At 59.5% G+C, this 17,006-nt stretch carries 15 protein-coding genes; 12 read left to right on the top strand and 3 right to left on the bottom strand.

Annotation, left to right across the window (positions count from 1 at the left end):
- Positions 1-76 precede the first annotated feature (76 nt).
- The 7 genes from ACT4OC_RS08575 (at position 77) to ACT4OC_RS08545 (ending at position 9,218) form a co-directional block, all read left to right on the top strand.
- A complete protein-coding gene (locus ACT4OC_RS08575) occupies positions 77-868 on the top strand; it encodes a crotonase/enoyl-CoA hydratase family protein (RefSeq protein WP_444838544.1) in 792 nt (263 codons plus the stop codon).
- A gap of 185 nt (positions 869-1,053) precedes the next feature.
- Complete coding sequence (locus ACT4OC_RS08570) at positions 1,054-1,950, top strand: alpha/beta fold hydrolase (protein ID WP_444838543.1); 897 nt, start codon at positions 1,054-1,056, stop codon at positions 1,948-1,950.
- 84 nt (positions 1,951-2,034) lie between these two features.
- Positions 2,035-2,814, top strand: a complete 780-nt coding sequence (locus tag ACT4OC_RS08565) for an SDR family oxidoreductase (protein ID WP_444838542.1) — start codon at positions 2,035-2,037, stop codon at positions 2,812-2,814.
- Between the two features lie 306 nt (positions 2,815-3,120).
- On the top strand, positions 3,121-5,199 hold the full coding sequence (locus tag ACT4OC_RS08560) for a 3-hydroxyacyl-CoA dehydrogenase NAD-binding domain-containing protein (protein WP_444838541.1): 2,079 nt from the start codon (positions 3,121-3,123) through the stop codon (positions 5,197-5,199).
- Between the two features lie 42 nt (positions 5,200-5,241).
- Entirely contained in the window at positions 5,242-5,541 is a 300-nt protein-coding gene (locus ACT4OC_RS08555; protein ID WP_444838540.1) for a putative quinol monooxygenase, read from the top strand.
- 516 nt (positions 5,542-6,057) lie between these two features.
- Positions 6,058-7,257: an ABC transporter substrate-binding protein gene (locus ACT4OC_RS08550; RefSeq protein ID WP_444838539.1), complete on the top strand. Its 1,200-nt coding sequence runs from the start codon at positions 6,058-6,060 to the stop codon at positions 7,255-7,257.
- 158 nt (positions 7,258-7,415) lie between these two features.
- Entirely contained in the window at positions 7,416-9,218 is a 1,803-nt protein-coding gene (locus tag ACT4OC_RS08545; protein WP_444838538.1) for an AMP-binding protein, read from the top strand.
- 108 nt (positions 9,219-9,326) lie between these two features.
- Here the strand turns inward: ACT4OC_RS08545 and ACT4OC_RS08540 are convergent, their stop codons facing one another.
- Positions 9,327-9,839, bottom strand: coding sequence for a winged helix-turn-helix transcriptional regulator (locus tag ACT4OC_RS08540; RefSeq protein WP_444838537.1), 513 nt, complete (start codon positions 9,837-9,839; stop codon positions 9,327-9,329).
- Between the two features lie 236 nt (positions 9,840-10,075).
- Between ACT4OC_RS08540 and ACT4OC_RS08535 the strand changes: the two genes are divergently transcribed.
- Positions 10,076-10,708 carry a 2-hydroxychromene-2-carboxylate isomerase gene (locus ACT4OC_RS08535; protein ID WP_444838536.1) on the top strand — a complete coding sequence of 211 codons (633 nt, stop codon included), beginning with the start codon at positions 10,076-10,078 and terminating at the stop codon, positions 10,706-10,708.
- A gap of 76 nt (positions 10,709-10,784) precedes the next feature.
- Entirely contained in the window at positions 10,785-11,984 is a 1,200-nt protein-coding gene (locus tag ACT4OC_RS08530) for a CaiB/BaiF CoA transferase family protein (RefSeq protein WP_444838535.1), read from the top strand.
- 22 nt (positions 11,985-12,006) lie between these two features.
- Here ACT4OC_RS08530 and ACT4OC_RS08525 read toward each other — a convergent pair whose 3' ends face one another.
- The gene (locus ACT4OC_RS08525) at positions 12,007-12,684 is read right to left on the bottom strand and encodes a glutathione S-transferase family protein (protein WP_444838534.1); all 678 of its coding nucleotides are present in this window, start codon (positions 12,682-12,684) and stop codon (positions 12,007-12,009) included.
- The gene (locus ACT4OC_RS08520; RefSeq protein WP_444838533.1) at positions 12,684-13,427 is read right to left on the bottom strand and encodes an SDR family NAD(P)-dependent oxidoreductase; all 744 of its coding nucleotides are present in this window, start codon (positions 13,425-13,427) and stop codon (positions 12,684-12,686) included. The genes ACT4OC_RS08525 and ACT4OC_RS08520 overlap by 1 nt, the downstream gene beginning before the upstream one ends.
- 213 nt (positions 13,428-13,640) lie before the next feature.
- Here ACT4OC_RS08520 and ACT4OC_RS08515 point away from each other — a divergent pair, with 213 nt between their 5' ends.
- From ACT4OC_RS08515 to ACT4OC_RS08505, 3 genes are all read left to right on the top strand, one after another.
- Positions 13,641-15,239 carry a class I adenylate-forming enzyme family protein gene (locus ACT4OC_RS08515; protein ID WP_444838532.1) on the top strand — a complete coding sequence of 533 codons (1,599 nt, stop codon included), beginning with the start codon at positions 13,641-13,643 and terminating at the stop codon, positions 15,237-15,239.
- A 19-nt stretch (positions 15,240-15,258) separates the two neighbouring features.
- Complete coding sequence (locus ACT4OC_RS08510) at positions 15,259-15,996, top strand: SDR family oxidoreductase (protein WP_444838531.1); 738 nt, start codon at positions 15,259-15,261, stop codon at positions 15,994-15,996.
- Between the two features lie 15 nt (positions 15,997-16,011).
- On the top strand, positions 16,012-17,006 hold a 995-nt coding region (locus tag ACT4OC_RS08505), incomplete at its 3' end, for an acyl-CoA dehydrogenase family protein (protein ID WP_444838530.1).

Below are 17,006 nucleotides of genomic sequence, written 5' to 3'. Positions count from 1 at the left end.
TGTCATGTGACCTGATCGAGCACACCGCAGTGGGCTGCTATCCCTGTAGGTGTCAAGCGCTGCGTGGAGGGAGCAAATGACCGAGCAGAAGCCCCCGCTGGGCCAGATCCGCACTGAAGTTCACGGGCGGGTGCTAAAGGTCATCATCGACAATCCGGCAAAGAAGAATTCGTTCAACCCGCAGATGATGGCGCAGATCTCCGAAGCGATGACCTTGCTGGACCGCACTGACGATTATTGGGCCGGCGTGGTCTGCGCCGAGGGCAGCGACTTTACCGCCGGCCTCGACATGCCCAAATTCTTCGGCCCGAAGGCCGAAAAGATCGATATCCCGGCCGCCAACATCGACGTGTTCGCCCTCAAGGGGCGTTGTCGCAAACCGGTTGTCACCGCGGTGCAGGGAATTGTCTACACCATCGGCATCGAAATGATGCTCGCCGGGGACATTGTCGTCGCCGCGTCAAACAGCCGGTTCTGCCAGATGGAATCGAAACGGGGTATTGCGCCGCTCGGGGGTGCTCACTTTCGCTTTCTGACTCGGGCCGGTTGGGGCGATGCAATGTACCACCTGTTCCTGTGCGACGAGTTCGATGCCGCGCAGGCCCATAGGATCGGCCTAGTGCAGGAAGTGGTCGAGCCCGGAAAGCAAATTGAGCGTGCGATGGAGTTGGCGCAAACCATCGTCAAGAACGCGCCTATCGGAATTCAGGTCACCAAAGCAGCTGCGTTGAAGTACATCGAGGCGGCCGAACGTTCCGCGATCGACTACATCCCCAAGATCAAGGATCGTGTCTTTAACAGCCAGGACATGATGGAAGGTATCCAGTCCTTCGTCGAACGCCGTGCCGCGGTCTTCAAGGGACGCTAGCCGCCTGCGCCTGAGGCTAGTTCGGCAGTGAAAGGCATTCGATCCTACGAAGATCGCGTTCGTAGCAGACGGCTCACGTTCGATTGGACGCCAAGTCGCAAGGCGCTGGGTGAGCAACGCGCCAAGGTGATCTTGTCGTCGCGGAATAGGGTGCTTAAGCAGAACCGAAGGAGCTATGACTTGCCATGATTGCCGCCCGCGAGACTTTTGGTGGGACTTGGCCCTTCAAGCCGCGCTTTTTTGAGGGAGCCGGCTTTCGGATGCATTACGTCGACGAGGGAACCGGCGACCCCATAGTTTGTTTGCATGGTGAACCGACTTGGGGCTACCTCTATCGACGTTTCATCCCACCGCTTTCCGTTACGCATAGAGTTGTCGTTCCTGACCACATGGGTTTTGGTAAGAGCGAAACTCCTCAAGGTCGTGAATATTCACTCAGGGCGCACGTCGACAACTTGACCAAATTGATCGAAGCGCTCGAACTCACCAACATTACGCTCGTCTTGCAGGATTGGGGCGGGCTGATCGGATCAGCGTTTGCGCTGCGCCATCCCGACCGAGTGAGGCGCCTGTTTCTCCTCAACACGCTGACCGGCTATGGCAAGGCGCCGCCGGGATTGACACCTTGGTTCCAGCTCATCCTAAATCACCACAGAGCCGGTACGCTCGGTGAGGTGTTGGGACACCTGGATGTGAACATCCTCAGCATTATGAAGACGCAAGGCTTGGAGAATTTATCGGTGGTCGATTCCGATTGGCTCGCGGCCTATCGCTCGGCGTTTCCAACCAAAGAGGATTGCGTCGGGGCAATTGAGTTTCCGCTCGATGCGTTGCTCGGTCGGATCAGACCATACCTTGAGGAGGGCTTTCCGCTTCTCGAAAACCTGAAGTCGAAGCCTGCGATGCTAGCGGTAGGCATGAAGGATCGAGCTATTGCGCCGGAGAACCAGATCTCTGAATTCAAAGCAATATGGCCAGAGGGGCCCGTCATCAAGCTCCGGAATGCCGGTCACTTCAGTCAGGAAGACGCACCCGACACGCTCATTGCATTGATTGAGCTGTTCATCGTGAGCACCAGGTGATTGTGCAAAACGGACCTCGCCGGTCTTGGAGTAGCGGCGATACGTATCTGGCTGTGAAGAGTAATCATATGAAAGGAATCGCACATGGGAAGCGTGAAGAAGGCACTCGATCTTACGGGCAAAATCGCGCTCGTAACGGGAGCCTCTCGTGGATTGGGCCTGCAGATTGCCGAGGCACTGAGCGAGCAAGGCGCCAAGGTGATTTTGTCGTCGCGGAAAGCCACCGATCTGGAGCAAGCGTGTTCGCACCTGTCAAAGCTCGGATATCAGGCGGAGGCGATCGCGGCCGACAATTCCAGGGATGATGATGTTGCGCGTCTGGTCAATGAGGCGCTGGGCAAGTTTGGCAGGATCGATATTCTCGTCAACAATGCCGGCGCTACCTGGGGAGCTCCAACAGAGGATCATCCCATCGAAGCATGGGACAAGGTGATGAATCTCAATATTCGATCCCTGTTCGTGTTGAGCCAGCAGGTCGCGAAGAGGTCGATGATTCCGAACAAGTACGGGCGCATTATCAACATGGCGTCGATTGCCGGATTGCGAGGTCATGTTGGCGAGCCGCAGATGATTGCCTACAACACGAGCAAGGGAGCGGTTGTCAATTTCACCCGCGCCTTGGCGGGCAGTTGGGGTCAATACGGCATTACGGTCAATGCGCTTGCTCCGGGTTTCTTCCCATCCAAAATGACGGCCGGAACCATTAAGGCGGTTGGGCTCGACAAGCTGACTGCGGGTGTTCCGCTGCGTCGCATCGGCGATGAAGACGATCTAAAGGGGGCGGTCGTCCTGTTCGCCAGCGACGCCGGCAAACACATTACGGGCCAGATATTGGCGGTGGACGGCGGCATCATGGCTGTCTGACGCAATTGCTCAGAACGCTCGACAGCTCCAACCTTCGCGTATTTCCGGGAAAGGCCAATACGCGGAAAGGACCATGCTGCACATAGGTACAAAAGACGGTCGCGGGTCAGCGGCGGCGTCCGCGCACTCAATTCAATGCTGAATAGCCGCTCGTCAGATGCGCTGTGGCCAGGACTGACCAAGCCGAACTACCAAGCTGGGACCAGTCCAAGGCCGCCCGACCGGTTACGAAGGCGGCTTGGCGGCCGATTGGAATTGCCGCCGGTGCCGGATCCGGACGCACTGTTCTTCCCAAGGAGATAGCCGATGACCAGCCCCGTTAGCATCGAGAAGCACGGCACTGTGGCCGTTCTTCTGGTCGACAACCCGCCGGTGAACGCACTTGGTTCGGCGGTGCGCCAAGGTCTGCGCAACGCCATGCGGGAGGTGCTGGGCGATCAGCAATACGCAGCCGTCGTGCTTGCCTGCGCTGGCCGCACGTTCATTAGCGGGGCCGACATTCGCGAGTTCGACCAGAAGATTGAAGGACCGAGTCTTGATGAAATCAACCGCCTATTCGAGAACCGGTCCAAACCTGTCGTCGCTGCCATTCATGGCGTCGCGTTTGGCGGCGGGCTCGAAGTTGCGATGGGCTGCCATTTCCGTGTCGCCTCGGGCGACGCCAAGCTAGGGCAACCGGAGGTCAAGCTTGGATTGATCCCGGGTGGTGGCGGTACGCAACGTCTGCCGCGCGCCATCGGACCGGCAAGAGCTGTGCAATTGATCGTGACCGGCGATCCGATCGGCGCGGAAGAGGCGCTGCAGCTTGGGCTGGTCCATCAAATATTCGAAGGGGACCCTGTAGCGGCGGGTGTGGCCTTTGCACAGAAAGTTCTGTCCGAACGCCGTCCCTTTCGGTCGCTGCGCGATGACGATTCGAAGCTGGAAGCGGCGCGCGCTGACAGGAGCATACTGACGAAGGCGGCAGCTGAAGCGATGAAGCGCAATCGCGGGCTGGAAGCTCCGGCGGCCTGCGTGGAAGCCGTTGCCTGGTGCCTGGACGTACCGTTCGATGAAGCGATCCGGCGCGAATGGGAGCTGTTCACGCGATTGAGAGGTGGCTCTCAGTCAAGAGCGCTGCGTCACGTGTTCTTCGCGGAACGCAGCAGCAACAAGATCGCTGGTGTGGAAGCGGGCACGCGCCCGCGCAAGATCGACTCGGTCGCGATCATCGGCGCGGGCACCATGGGTGGGGGCATCGCCATGTCCTTTGCCAACGCCGGCCTCCCGGTGAAGCTGATCGAGATCGCAAAGGACGCGCTCGACCGTGGCCTTGCTATCGTACGGAAGAATTACGAGGCGACCGCAGCGCGCTCGGGGATGTCTTCTGACATGGTCGCTAAGCACATGGCGCTGATTGAGGGTGCCGTGGGCCTGGAGCACGCTGCGGAAGCCGACCTCATCATCGAGGCTGCTTTTGAGACTATGCAGATAAAGAAGGACATCTTCTCCACGCTCGACACAGTTGCGAAGCCGGGCGCGATTCTCGCAACCAATACTTCCTTTCTCGACGTCAACGCGATCGCAGCTGTCACGAAGCGGCCCCAGGATGTTCTCGGGATGCACTTCTTCAGCCCGGCGAATGTCATGAAGCTGTCCGAGATCGTGCGTGGCGATAAGTCGGCGCCGGACGTGCTGGCTAGCGCCGCCGCAGTCGCGCGGCGCATCGGCAAGGTTCCCGTCGTCGTGGGCGTCTGTCACGGCTTTGTCGGCAATCGAATGCTCTTAGTCCGCCTGCTCCAGGCCCGCAAGATGTTGCTTCACGGGGCGCTTCCGCAGCAGGTCGACGCTGTCGCGGCGCGGTTCGGAATGATGGGGCCGTTTGCGATGGGGGATATGGCAGGTCTCGATATCGGCTGGCGATCGCGCAAGGATAGCGGCGAGAAGTCGCCGATCGAAGATGCGCTGTGCGAAGCGGGACGATTCGGTCAGAAGACCGGAGCCGGGTATTACCGGTACGATGCGGGATCCAGAACGCCGATTCCGGACGCCGATGTGGACGCCTTGATTGTGGAGACCAGTCGCAAACTCGGCATCACTCGACGCGAGATCAGCGACAGCGAGATTCATGAGCGCCTGATCTATCCGATGATCAATGAAGGGGCACGAATTCTCGAGGAGGGGATCGCGGAGCGGGCAAGCGACATCGATCTGGTCTGGCTCTATGGATACGGCTGGCCGCGGCAGACCGGCGGTCCGATGTTCCTTGCTGACCAGACAGGGCTGCCCGTCGTGGCTGAGCGGCTGGCCTATATGGCCGCACTGGACAAGGACGAAACACTTCGGCCGGTGCCGCTGTTACATCGCCTTGCCATGGCCGGCGGGGCGCTTGGGGCTTCAAAGTAGATACACCGGGCGCGGATGCGTCGGGGAAAGGCACGGGACAAGATGGTCTATGTGATTGCTACGCTCATGGTGAAGCCGGAAATGAAGGCGGAGTTGTTCTCTGCCGCGAAGGAATGCATTGCCGCCACCCGTCAGGAAGATGGATGCATTTCCTATGAACTGTTCGAAAGTACCACCGATCCGAACAAGCTCGTGTTCGTCGAACAGTGGCAATCGGCAGAGTGCCTCCCTCTGCATTCCAAGAGCGATCACATGAAGGCGTTTGGCCGCGTCGCGGTCAAGTGTTTTGCGGCGCCCGTACAGGTCCAGATCATCACTCCGGAAAAGGTCGAGAAGCGGTAGCTCGGAGGTTGGTGGGGCCCACGAAGTCGTGCTCGTGGTCACTCGCTGCGAACAGTTTCGAGCACTGGACCTGGAAATTCGCAGGGCGTTCGCTTGCCCTGGCGTCCAAAACCAATTGATCAGACATAAGTACTTTATAGGAATTTACGGCGCCCTAGCTGGAAAGATCCGATTGCGACCCCTCACGTCCGCTTGTCATTCAAGGCTTTACGCTGGATCGAACGCCGCCAAGCTGGGTTAGCGGGAAGCAGTTCATTTCAGCGAAATCATCGAACTCAGAACGGACGGTTGGCTTCCGGGAAGAGGATGCCTCAGTGCCGGAACCCCTGGCCGAGAGAACTCACCCTTAAAGCGGCTTGACTAGTTCTAAAAAAGAACTGTACGATAGGGGAAAAGGCCGGCGCACGTTGGAACCTTTTTGCCGAAGTAGTCGAAGCCTCCGCGGAGTGACGTGGGGAGGAGGCGCAGCAAAACAAAACCACGTACCGGGAAGGGTACGCGTTTGGAGGAAGAGCAATGCTGATGAGATGGAAGACCGTGGCGGCTCTGGCGCTACTTCTGAGCGGCCCGGCATTCGCGGCTGAGGAGCCGGGAATTTCAGCGACCGAGATCAAGATTGGCGGCGTGTTTCCCTTCAGCGGACCGGCGTCCTCAATTGGTCTCGTGGGCAGGGGCCTCATGGCCTACATTCAGTCGGTGAACGACCGCGGCGGCATCAACGGCCGCAAGATCAACTACATCGCATATGACGACGCGTACAGCCCGCCCAAAGCCGTGGAGCACATCCGCAAACTCGTCGAGAGCGATGAAGTGTCGTTCATGTTCGGTCAGCTCGGCACTCCCGGTATCTCAGCTACGGCAAAATACCTTAGGTCGAAAGGGGTGCCCGGCATCGCAATCATGAGTGGCTCATCCAAGTTCACGGATGTCGCCAATTATCCGCTGACCACCACAGGTCTTGTCAGCTATGACACCGAAGGAAAAATCTACGCCAAATATCTGACGAGAGCACTGCCAAACGCCAAGTATGCCATCCTGTATCAGAACGACGACCTCGGCAAAGATTATGTCAACGCTTTCAAGGCGTTTCTCGGCAAGGAGTTCGACCGAAAAGTCGTGAGCGCCTCCTATGAGGTCACCGAACCGACGGTTGATTCTCAGGTCGTCAATCTAAAGAGCTCTGGTGCGGACGCGCTTGTGATTGCCGGCACGCCGAAGTTCGCAGCGCAGGCCATCCGGCAAGCCTCAGTGATCGGCTGGAAGGCGACCGTGATCATCAATTTCCCCTCCGGCTCGGTCGGAGGCACGCTCACGCCCGCCGGTCTCGACAAATCTGTCGGCGTGATCGTCGGCACGACCAACAAGGATATTCTGGATCCGGCATGGAAAGACGACCCGGGCGTGCAGGCCTACCGAACGTTTTTTGACAAGTATTTGCCGGGCGCCGATATCACCAACGGCAGCTATCTGACCGGCTATCAGCAAGGCCTCCTGCTCGAGCAGATTCTAAAGCAATGTGGCAATGATCTGTCCCGCAAGAATATTCTTGCGCAGGCCAAGAATCTTAAGAACTTCATCATTCCAACTGCGCTGCCTGGCATCAAGGTCAACACCTCCGACGCCGAGAACATGATCTGGACGCAGATGCGGTTGCAGCGATGGACCGGCACGAGCTGGGAAGCCTTCGGGGAAGTGCTGGATGCCAGGTCCGAGTGACCTGGCCAATCGAAGCTGCGAGTAGGGCAGTGGCTCGATGCCCGGTTGACGGCTCACGCATCCAGGCGGTGGGCCCAGCGGCGATGAGCATCAGGAGTGCCGAAGCGCGTGCAGCGCGTGCGATCGGCTCCACGCGATAATTCAGGAGATCAGTTGCGATGTCGACGAGGGCACTGACGTTTGCGCCGAGGGAGCTTTCCATAGAGCGTCGAACCGGCGGCACGCTGATATTGAGCTCGCCTATTGAGTTGGGACATTGCGATTGGCGGATCACGGACTTCCTTTCGACCTGGGCAAATTCTGTACCGGATAGGATTTTTCTTGCCCAACGCAATGCGAAGGGTGACTGGGACGAGATCACCTATCGCGAAGCATGGTCGCAGGTTCAGTCGGTTGGCCAGGCTCTGATCGATATGGGCGCAAAGCCCTCCGACAAGCTGGCGGTGCTTTCAGGAAACTCGATCGAGAACGCGGTGATCTCGTTTGCCGCGATGGCGATTGGAGTAATCCTGGCGCCGATATCGCCAAACTACACGCTGATGCCCGGAGGCCTGGCTCGTCTAAAGGACATAGCGGAGGCGCTGCGTCCGAATTTCGTTTTCGTTCAGAGCGGACGCGACTTTTCTGCCGGCCGCTCTATTGCTGATCTAGCAGCCGCGACCTGGATCAGCGTCGACGGGGCGCCGGACACCGTGCCTTTTCGCGCCCTGACGTCACGAGCCGGGGTTGACGGATTCACAGATGCTTCGCGTGCGGTGTCTTGCGACGCTGTGGCAAAGGTTCTCTTCACGTCCGGTTCGACCGGTTTCCCGAAAGGCGTACTCAACACCCACCGCATGATGGCCAGCTCCCTGCAAATGGGGAGTCTGCTGGTGTCGCCTCAGGATGCACCGGTCCAGGTTGAGTGGCTACCGTGGCACCATACGATGGGCAGCAATGTGATCCTTCACGGAATTCTCAAGAACGGCGGGACGCTCTACATCGACGATGGCCGGCCGCTGCCTCAGCTTTTCCACAAGACGATCGCGAATCTCAAGGAAATTTCGCCGACCGCAATGTTTAACGTACCTGCCGGCTATAATCTCTTGTGTGACGCGATCGAGAACGATCGCGACCTTGGCGCCGCCGTGTTCGAGCGGCTGGACAGATTGAGCTACGCCGGGGCTGCAATTTCGCAAGATACGCTTGAAAAACTCTATCGGCTGATGTCGTCGATCACCGGCCGGCGCATTCCCGTCATGTCCGGCTACGGCACCACCGAAACGGCTCCGACAATCAGTACGACCCATTGGGCAACCGAGCAGCCGGGCGAGATTGGTCTTCCCGCGCCGGGGCTGCAATTGAAGCTGATTCCTGTTTCCGATACTTACGAGGCGAGGGTGAAGGGTCCTAACGTTACCCCCGGTTATCTTGGAAGAACGGATTTGACGGAGAAGGCCTTCGATGAGGAAGGCTTCTATCGCATCGGCGATACCGTCTCGTTTATGGATCCTCAGAAGCCGGAACTCGGGCTGCGGTTTACGGGCAGAATTTCCGAGAACTTCAAACTTGCGAACGGTACGTGGGTCTCGATCGGAAATGTGCGTGCGGCAATCCTGGCTGCAGCGCGCGGCGTATTGCTGGATATTGTCGTTGCGGGAGAAAATCGTGAATCGTGCTCGCTGCTCTGCTGGCTCAATCCAACCGAGGCAGCGCGGATTTCTAAGACTCCAGCCGCGGACCTAACCCGTGACCCTCTCGTGCTTCAATTTCTGAAGGATCGTTTTCAGGAATACAACGAAACGGTTGGAAGCAGCGAACGAATCTGTTCGTTCTCCGTGTGTAAGGATCCACCATCGCTGGCGGCAGGAGAAATCACCGACAAGGCTTACGTCAATCAACGCGCTGTGCTGAAAAATCGTTCTGAGCAGGTCGAACGCCTCTACTGTAACGTAGCCAGTGAAGATGTGATCCGGGTCTAGCGGCCCCGCGGCGGCACATCTCGTGTCAGCCAGAGGCGCCCGCCGATGCTCCTGTACGCTGCGACCTGCCGAGGGATGCCTTCGTTACGATTGTTCCCGGTCGCCACCTCAAGCGGCCCGGGAGCGCGCCTTGGCCTTCGAATTCTCTGACACTTTGGCTGCTGGGGTGCTTCGGGCGCCTGGCCCCGGGTGGGTGTGAACCTCCTTGGCCAAAAGTGGCTCGCCGCATTCGGAGCATACCATGACCGGATCGAAGTTCTTTCCGCACTTGCGGTGCTCATGCAAGAGCGGCCGACCGCGCTCGTCGACCATGTGGGTGTCTCCCCAATGCACAATCGCCATCATGATCGGGTAAAGGTCGAGTCCCTTTTGTGTTAGGATATACTCGTGGCGTTTCGGCGAATCTTGATACGGAATGCGTCGCAGGACGCCCTGCCGGACCAGCTTCTTCAGCCGCTCGGCGAGTAAGTGGCGTGTAATTCCGAGCGCGGACTGAAATCCCTCGAACCGGCGCGTGCGCAGAAAGCATTCGCGCAGGATTAGAAGAGTCCAGCGGTCACCGATCACGCCAATGGTTCGGGCCATCGAACATGGCTCTTCCTCGAGTTCTTTCCATTTCATCAATGGTCTCCAGTCATCCGGGCCCGCCTCCCCTCGAATCGTCCAGGGAACCGCAGCGGCCGTACCATTCTAGATAGGTACTAAATTCTAAACAATCCCTCGCGTTTCAAGCCCAAACTAGCCGAAATCGACCGCAATTGACAGTTCGAATTTAGAACTGTATGACTCCCTGTAACAAGCCCGGGTAATCGGACCGATACCCGACCGTTCAACGCGCTCTCCGGGAGAAAGCCGACATGACGCTGAAGGTTGAATTCCAGTTCGATTTCGGGAGCCCGAACGCCTATCTCGCGGAAGTGGCCATTCCGGGGATCGAGCGGCGTACCGGCGTGAAGTTCGAGTACGTCCCGGTTCTGCTCGGCGGCATCTACAAGGCAACCGGCAATATGTCGCCGTTCGATTCGCTTCGCGGAATCAAGAACAAGCCGGAATACCAGGCGCTGGAGACCCAGCGCTTCATTCGCCGTCACAACGTGACGAAATTCCGCCAAAACCCTTTCTTCCCGGTCAACACCCTGATGCTGATGCGCGGCGCAGTCGCGGCCCAGTTCGAGGGCATGTTTGAACCCTATTTCCGGGCCGCCTACCACCACATGTGGGAAGAGCCGAAGAAGATGGATGATCCCCAAATCTTCCGGAACGCGTTTGTTTCGTCGGGAATCGATATCGACAGGTTGATCGCCCGCGCACAACAGGATGACGTCAAGAAGAGGCTGATCGATCTGACCAACGACGCCGTCAGCCGGGGAGCCTTCGGCTCACCGACCTTTTTCGTTGGAAAGGAAATGTTTTTCGGCAAGGATCAGCTCCGCGACGTCGAGGAGTCGATTATCGAGCAGACCAGGAAACCTGTTTCCAAGACAGCCTGACAGTGGGACTGTTCGGGCCGAGCGAGAAATCCGGACTCCGGACCTAATGCAAGAATAAACTCAGGGAGGCTGCCCAATGCCTGGCCCGCTTAGCGGTGTTCGTGTCCTCGATCTGACCGGCGTGGTGTCGGGCCCGTTCGCGACTATGTTTCTGGCGGATCAGGGCGCCGACGTCCTGAAGATCGAGCCGATCGGCGGCGACATCACGCGCCGCAGCCGTGCCACCATCGACAAGGACGGCGAATTCTCCGCCCTGTTCATTTCTTCCAATCGCGGGAAACGTTCACTGTCGGTCGACGTCAAGAGTGCGGCTGGTCGCGAGGTGCTGACTAGGCTGGTCGCGCAGGCTGACGTGCTGGTGCAGAATTTTCGGCCCGGCACCATGGAGCGCCTTGGACTAGGCGTGGAGGAATTGCGTCAACGCCATCCGCGCCTGATTTACGTCTCGATCAGCGGTGTCGGCGATACCGGCCCTTACGTAAAGAAGCGTGTCTATGATCCGATTATTCAGGGCCTTTCGGGCTTTGCCGATATCCAGTCGCAACCGGTAACGAACCGCCCGCAAATGATCCGCACCATCGTATGTGACAAGACAACCGCCGTATTCACTGCGCAGGCAGTGGCGGCGGCGCTCTATGCCCGCGAGAAGACGGGGCAGGGCGATCACATCCGGGTTGCGATGCTGGATGCGATGATTTCCTATCTCTGGCCGGAAGGCATGATGCAGTACACCGTAGTCGGTGCCGAGGCTGCCGCCGCGGATCCCAACGATCGGCCGGATCTGGTGTTCAAGACCAGCGACGGCTACATCACAGCCGGCACCATATCGGATTCCGAATGGCAGGGTTTTTGCCGCGCGACCGGCGACCCCGAACTTGCCAAGGACCCACGGTTTGCGACGCCATCGGCGCGGTCCGTCAACGCTACTGCACGCATCAACAAGATGGCGGAATATATCGCTCAGCATACGACCGCTGAATGGCTGGAGCGCCTCGACGCAGCCGACGTACCTTGCGCGCCCATCTTGCGGCGGGGAGAAATAATTCAGAATGAACAGGTCGTCGCGCGCGGCATCATCGCGGAATTCGATCAGCCGAAGGTCGGGCGGGTGCGGCAGCCCAAACCGGCGGCCCGCTTCGAAATCAACGAGGCCGCGATCGGTGGACCGGCTCCCCGCATCGGTGAGCATTCGCGTGATGTCCTGCATGAACTCGGCTACGACGATGGCGCCATAGACCGGATGGTCGCCGAGCGCAGTGTGCGCGTGGCCGTCTAAACCTCTCGTGTCGGCGAACGGCTCAGACCTTCGCCGCCGCCGGCGTAATCGGTGCTAGCGGAGTATTCGCAGTGAGGGCTCTCTGATAGGCGTCCCGGCCCTGGATGTGCTCAAGGTAGGGCTGCGCGTTGTCGCAGATGCCGACGCCGTAGGCGATAGCCCAATCGAGGCATGTGGTAAGCAGGATATCGGCGCCTGTGAATTGGTCGCCCATCAAGAACGTACGTCCATCCGACAGTGCGACCTCCACGTGCCGCAGCTGCTGGCGGAAATAATCGCCGGCTTGTGCGACCACTTCTGGCGCGATTCCGTAGATGTGTCCCAGTGCATCCGCGCGGTGGCGGCGCATGACGTAGAGGCTCGTGGAATCGAGTTCAGCCACGATAAAGAAGCACCACTCGAGCCACGCCGCATAGTCGCGCGCAGCCTCCGGAATCAGCGAGCGTTCCGTAGTGGAGTAGGTTCGCGACAGGTAAGCGACGATCGCTGCGCTCTCGCCGATGCTGAAGTCGCCGTCCTGCAACAGGGGCACCTTCTGGCGAGGATTAAGCTTGGTGTATTCGGCAGTCTTGGTCTCACCGGTTCGCGGGCCGATGGGCTTGGTCTTATAGGTCAGGCCCAGTTCGTGCATGGCCCAGTGCGGGCGCATGGTGCGGCTCGTCCCAACACCCCACAGGGTGAGATCGGGCGCTGCATCCATCACCATTTCTCCACGGACGGACGCAGATCGAGCTCATGAGTCCAGCCATCCCGGCTTTGCTGGTGGGTGAACCAATAGGCATCGGCGATCGAAGAGGTCTTTGTCAGGCTGTCCGGCGGAATCTCGTTTGCCTCGATCCCTTTAGCCGCTTTCATGCGCTGATGGATGGCTTCGCTGTCCACGCCGGCGTCGATCAGGAGATGAACGACGTGGATATTCCTCGGCCCAAGCTCGCGCGCCATAGCCTGGGCTACCGCGCGAAGGCCGAACTTCGCCGATGAAAATGCTGCAAATCCCGGGCCGCCACGCACACTGGCCGTTGCGCCTGTAAAGAAGATGGTGCCGCGTCCGCGCGGCAGCATGACGCGCGCAGCCTCACGTCCGACCAGGAATCCGCCATAGCAGGCCAGCTCCCAAGCTTTGAAGAAGAGCTTCTCCGTGGTCTCCACTAGAGGCTTGTTAACGTTCGAACCCGCGTTGAAGAGGCAGACCTCGATAGGGCCGATGTCGCGTTCGATCTCCCCAAACAGCTTCTGGACATCCGCTTCCTGTCGGGCGTCGACGCTGAAGGCGTGAATTTTTTGGCCGGCAACTGTGAGTTCATCCACGAGGCCTTGGGATTTGCTGGCGTCCCGCCTGCAAATGCAAACGGTGTAGCCGCCCTTGGCGAATCGCCGCGCGACGGCCGCGCCGATGGCATCGCCAGCGCCCACTAGTATCGCCACGCCGCGACTTTCGGGCATTCCTGCTTCCTCCGTAAGTTCCGATTTGGTATGTATAGTTAGCCGCTCTTGACCGCTTTGTAAACGCGCCTCACAGAAAACCGTTGGAATAGGGCAACCAAGTTGCCATTTCCTCATGAGAAATTTATGAGTTGACGAGTTCTAAAAAAGAACGCTATACGATGGGGCATGCCGCGGTGCAGTGTGGGCACTCGCTGGTCGGGAGGTTCAGTCGTGGCCGAGCTGTCGCAAGCGATCGATATCGACGAGATTGCTCTTGGGCTGCCGCACCGCATCCATCAGGTAACCGCCAATCACGTTGCTAAAACGTCGGATCAGATCGCGTTGATCGAGGACGGCGCATCCTGGACTTACCGTGACTTGGATCGGCATGTCAGCGAGATCGCTAACGTCCTTTCCTCGCTTGGGGTAAGGGCGGGAGACCGGGTGATCCTTGTCAGCGAAAATTGCATTGCACTGGCGGCGTTGCTGCTTGCGGCAAGCCGACTCGACGCCTGGGCAATCGTGGCCAACCCGCGATTGTCGGCGCGGGAACTGGACCAGATTCGCGATCATAGCGGCGCCCGCCGGTTGCTCTTCACATCGGGCGTTTCGAAGGAAGCTGCGGCGCACGCATCCCGCTATGGCGCGGAGAAGCGGCGACTGGGTGCGTTGCCGGAAATCGGCGTTGGTCCCCTGAACGAAAGCGCGACTGTCGAGCCGGTGGAGGCCGATCCGGCAAAACAAGTTGCGGTGCTGATCTACACCTCAGGGACGACGGGTACGCCAAAGGGGGTGATGCTCACGCACGAAAACCTGCTGATCAGCGCCAGGACTACAGCGCATTTCCGCCAAATGGATCGCGCCGACAAAATCTACCTGGTGCTGCCGATCTCGCATATCGTCGGCATCTCGGTGCTGATCATGACGCTTATGGTCGGCGGCACAGTGCGGATGGCCAGCGAATTCGATCCAGCGGCAGCCGCCAAGGCGATTGCGGAGGAGGGCATAACCATACTCAATGGTGTTCCCGCCACGTATCAGCGTCTGCTGGAGTACAAGGGTGTGTCGGGTGTGAAGCGGCTCGATCGAGGCTCGTTGCGGCTGATTACCGTTTCCGGTGCGTCGCTCGATCTCGGTCTGAAGGTGCGCGTGGAGAGGGAGTTCGGTTTGCCGCTGCTCAACGGCTATGGAATGACCGAATGCTCGCCGGGTATATCAGGCGTTCGCTTCGATGCGCCGCGTTTTGACCAGGCTGTGGGTACGTTGCTGCCCGGCGTGGAGGGGCGCATCAGAACACTCGACGGCATACCGCTGTCGAGGGGCGAGCTCGGAGAACTTCATGTCCGGGGACGTAACGTGATGCGCGGCTACTACGGGGCGCCCGAGCTGACGGCACAGGTGATCGATAGCTGCGGTTGGTTCAACACCGGCGATCTGGCACGCTTCGATGGCGATTGTCTCTACATTATGGGCCGCACCAAGGAAATGATAATCCGCTCGGGCTTCAACGTTTATCCCGCCGAGGTCGAGACGGTGCTCAGCTCACACAAGGACGTGGTGCAGTGCGCCGTGGTCGGCCGTGTCATCGACGGCAATGAAGATGTTGTCGGCTTTGTGCAGCTTCGGCCTGGGTCACGGGCGAAGCCGGCCGATCTGATGGGTTTCATTCGATTTCAGCTCACCCCCTACAAGCGGCCGTCCGAAGTCATCGTTCTCGATTCTTTGCCTGCTACTTCGAGCGGCAAAATACTCAAGCATGTGCTCGCGGAGTCCCTGGGCGGGGCAACCGCCTCCGGCGCAGGCCGGCCCGCCTCGCAGGCAACTACCTAACTTGACCGGGAGAAGATCTTTGCAGAAGAGAAATGCGACCGTGGCCGTGATCGGTGCCGGTGACTATATCGGCGGCGAGATCGCGAAGAAGTTCGCCTCCGAAGGCTTCACGGTGTTTGCCGGGCGCCGCAACGGCGCCAAGCTCGAACCGCTGGTCAAGGAGATCGAGAAAGCCGGCGGCGAAATTCATGCGCGCTCGCTCGATGCACGCAAGGAGGAGGAGATCATCTCCTTCCTCAACGATGCCGACAAGCACGCGCCGCTGGAAGTCTGCATCTTCAACATCGGCGCCAACGTCAACTTTCCGATCCTCGACACCACCGAGCGGGTGTTCCGTAAGGTCTGGGAGATGGCCTGCTATTCGGGCTTTCTCGCCGGCCGTGAGGCGGCGCGGCTGATGCTGCCGCGCGGCAAGGGCAACATCTTCTTCACCGGTGCCACCGCAAGCCTGCGCGGCGGCACCGGCTATGCAGCGTTCGCCAGTGCCAAGTTCGGCCTGCGAGCCGTCGCCCAGGCAACGGCGCGTGAGCTGGGTCCCAAGAATATCCACGTGGCGCACCTCATTATCGATTCCGGCGTCGACACCGAATGGGTGCGCCAGCGCCGGATCGAGGCGCTTGGTCCGACCGCGCTGGACGACCCCGATGCATTGATGCCGCCGTCGTCGGTCGCGGAATCCTATTGGCTGCTTTATCAGCAGCCCAAGAGCGCCTGGACCTTCGAGCTGGAGATTCGTCCCTTCGGCGAGAAATGGTAACAGGAGCCTCGCAAGATGGAGCTCAATCTTTCCAGCGAGGACGCTGCGTTCCGTGACGAGGTGCGCGCCTTTATTGCGGAGAACTACCCGCAGGAAATGCGCGTTCCGAATCCCGAGACCGATTTGACGAAGGAGCAGTCGCTGCTCTGGCACCGGATCCTGCACAAGAAGGGATGGATTGCCCCCCTCTGGCCCAAGGAGTACGGCGGCCCGGGCTGGTCGGTTACGCAACGCTTCATCTTTGAACAGGAGACGTCTCGGGCCGGAACGCTGCCGCCGCTCGCGTTCAGCATCACCATGGTCGGTCCGGTCATCTACACCTTCGGCAACGAGGCGCAGAAGAAGAAGTTTCTGCCGCAAATCCTTTCGGGCGAGGATTGGTGGTGCCAGGGCTATTCGGAGCCGGGCTCGGGCTCGGACCTTGCCTCTGTACGCACCAAGGCGGTGCGCGACGGCGATCACTACATCGTCAACGGTCACAAGACCTGGACGACGCTGGCCCAGCATGCCGACTGGATCTTCTGCCTGGTGCGGACCGACCCTGCGGCGAAGCCCCAGGCCGGCATCTCCTTCCTGCTGATCGACATGAAATCGCCCGGCATCAGCGTGCGGCCCATCATCACCATCGACGGATCGCACGAGGTCAACGACGTCTTCCTCGAAGACGTGCCGGTGCCCGTCGAGAATCTGATCGGCGAGGAAAACAAGGGCTGGACTTACGCAAAATTTCTGCTCGGAAACGAACGCACCAGCATGGCCGGAATCGGCCGTTCCACGCGCTATCTGGACCGGCTGAAGAAGATTGTGAGGGCCGAAATTCCGGCCGATGATCCGGCGCATCTCGAGTTCCGGCGGGACATCGCCCGCATCGAGCTCGACGTCCTGGCGCTGGAGGCGACCGAGCTGCGGGTGGTGGCGCAGATGGCGCGTGGTATCGATCCGGGCCCTGCGGCATCCCTGTTCAAGATACGGGGCACCGAGATCTTCCAGAGCATCACGGAGTTGACCCA

It is taken from the genome of Bradyrhizobium sp., from assembly GCF_052389815.1.
In the GTDB taxonomy this organism is placed as follows: Bacteria; Pseudomonadota; Alphaproteobacteria; order Rhizobiales; family Xanthobacteraceae; genus Bradyrhizobium.
This window is presented reverse-complemented; position numbering and strand designations above follow the sequence as displayed.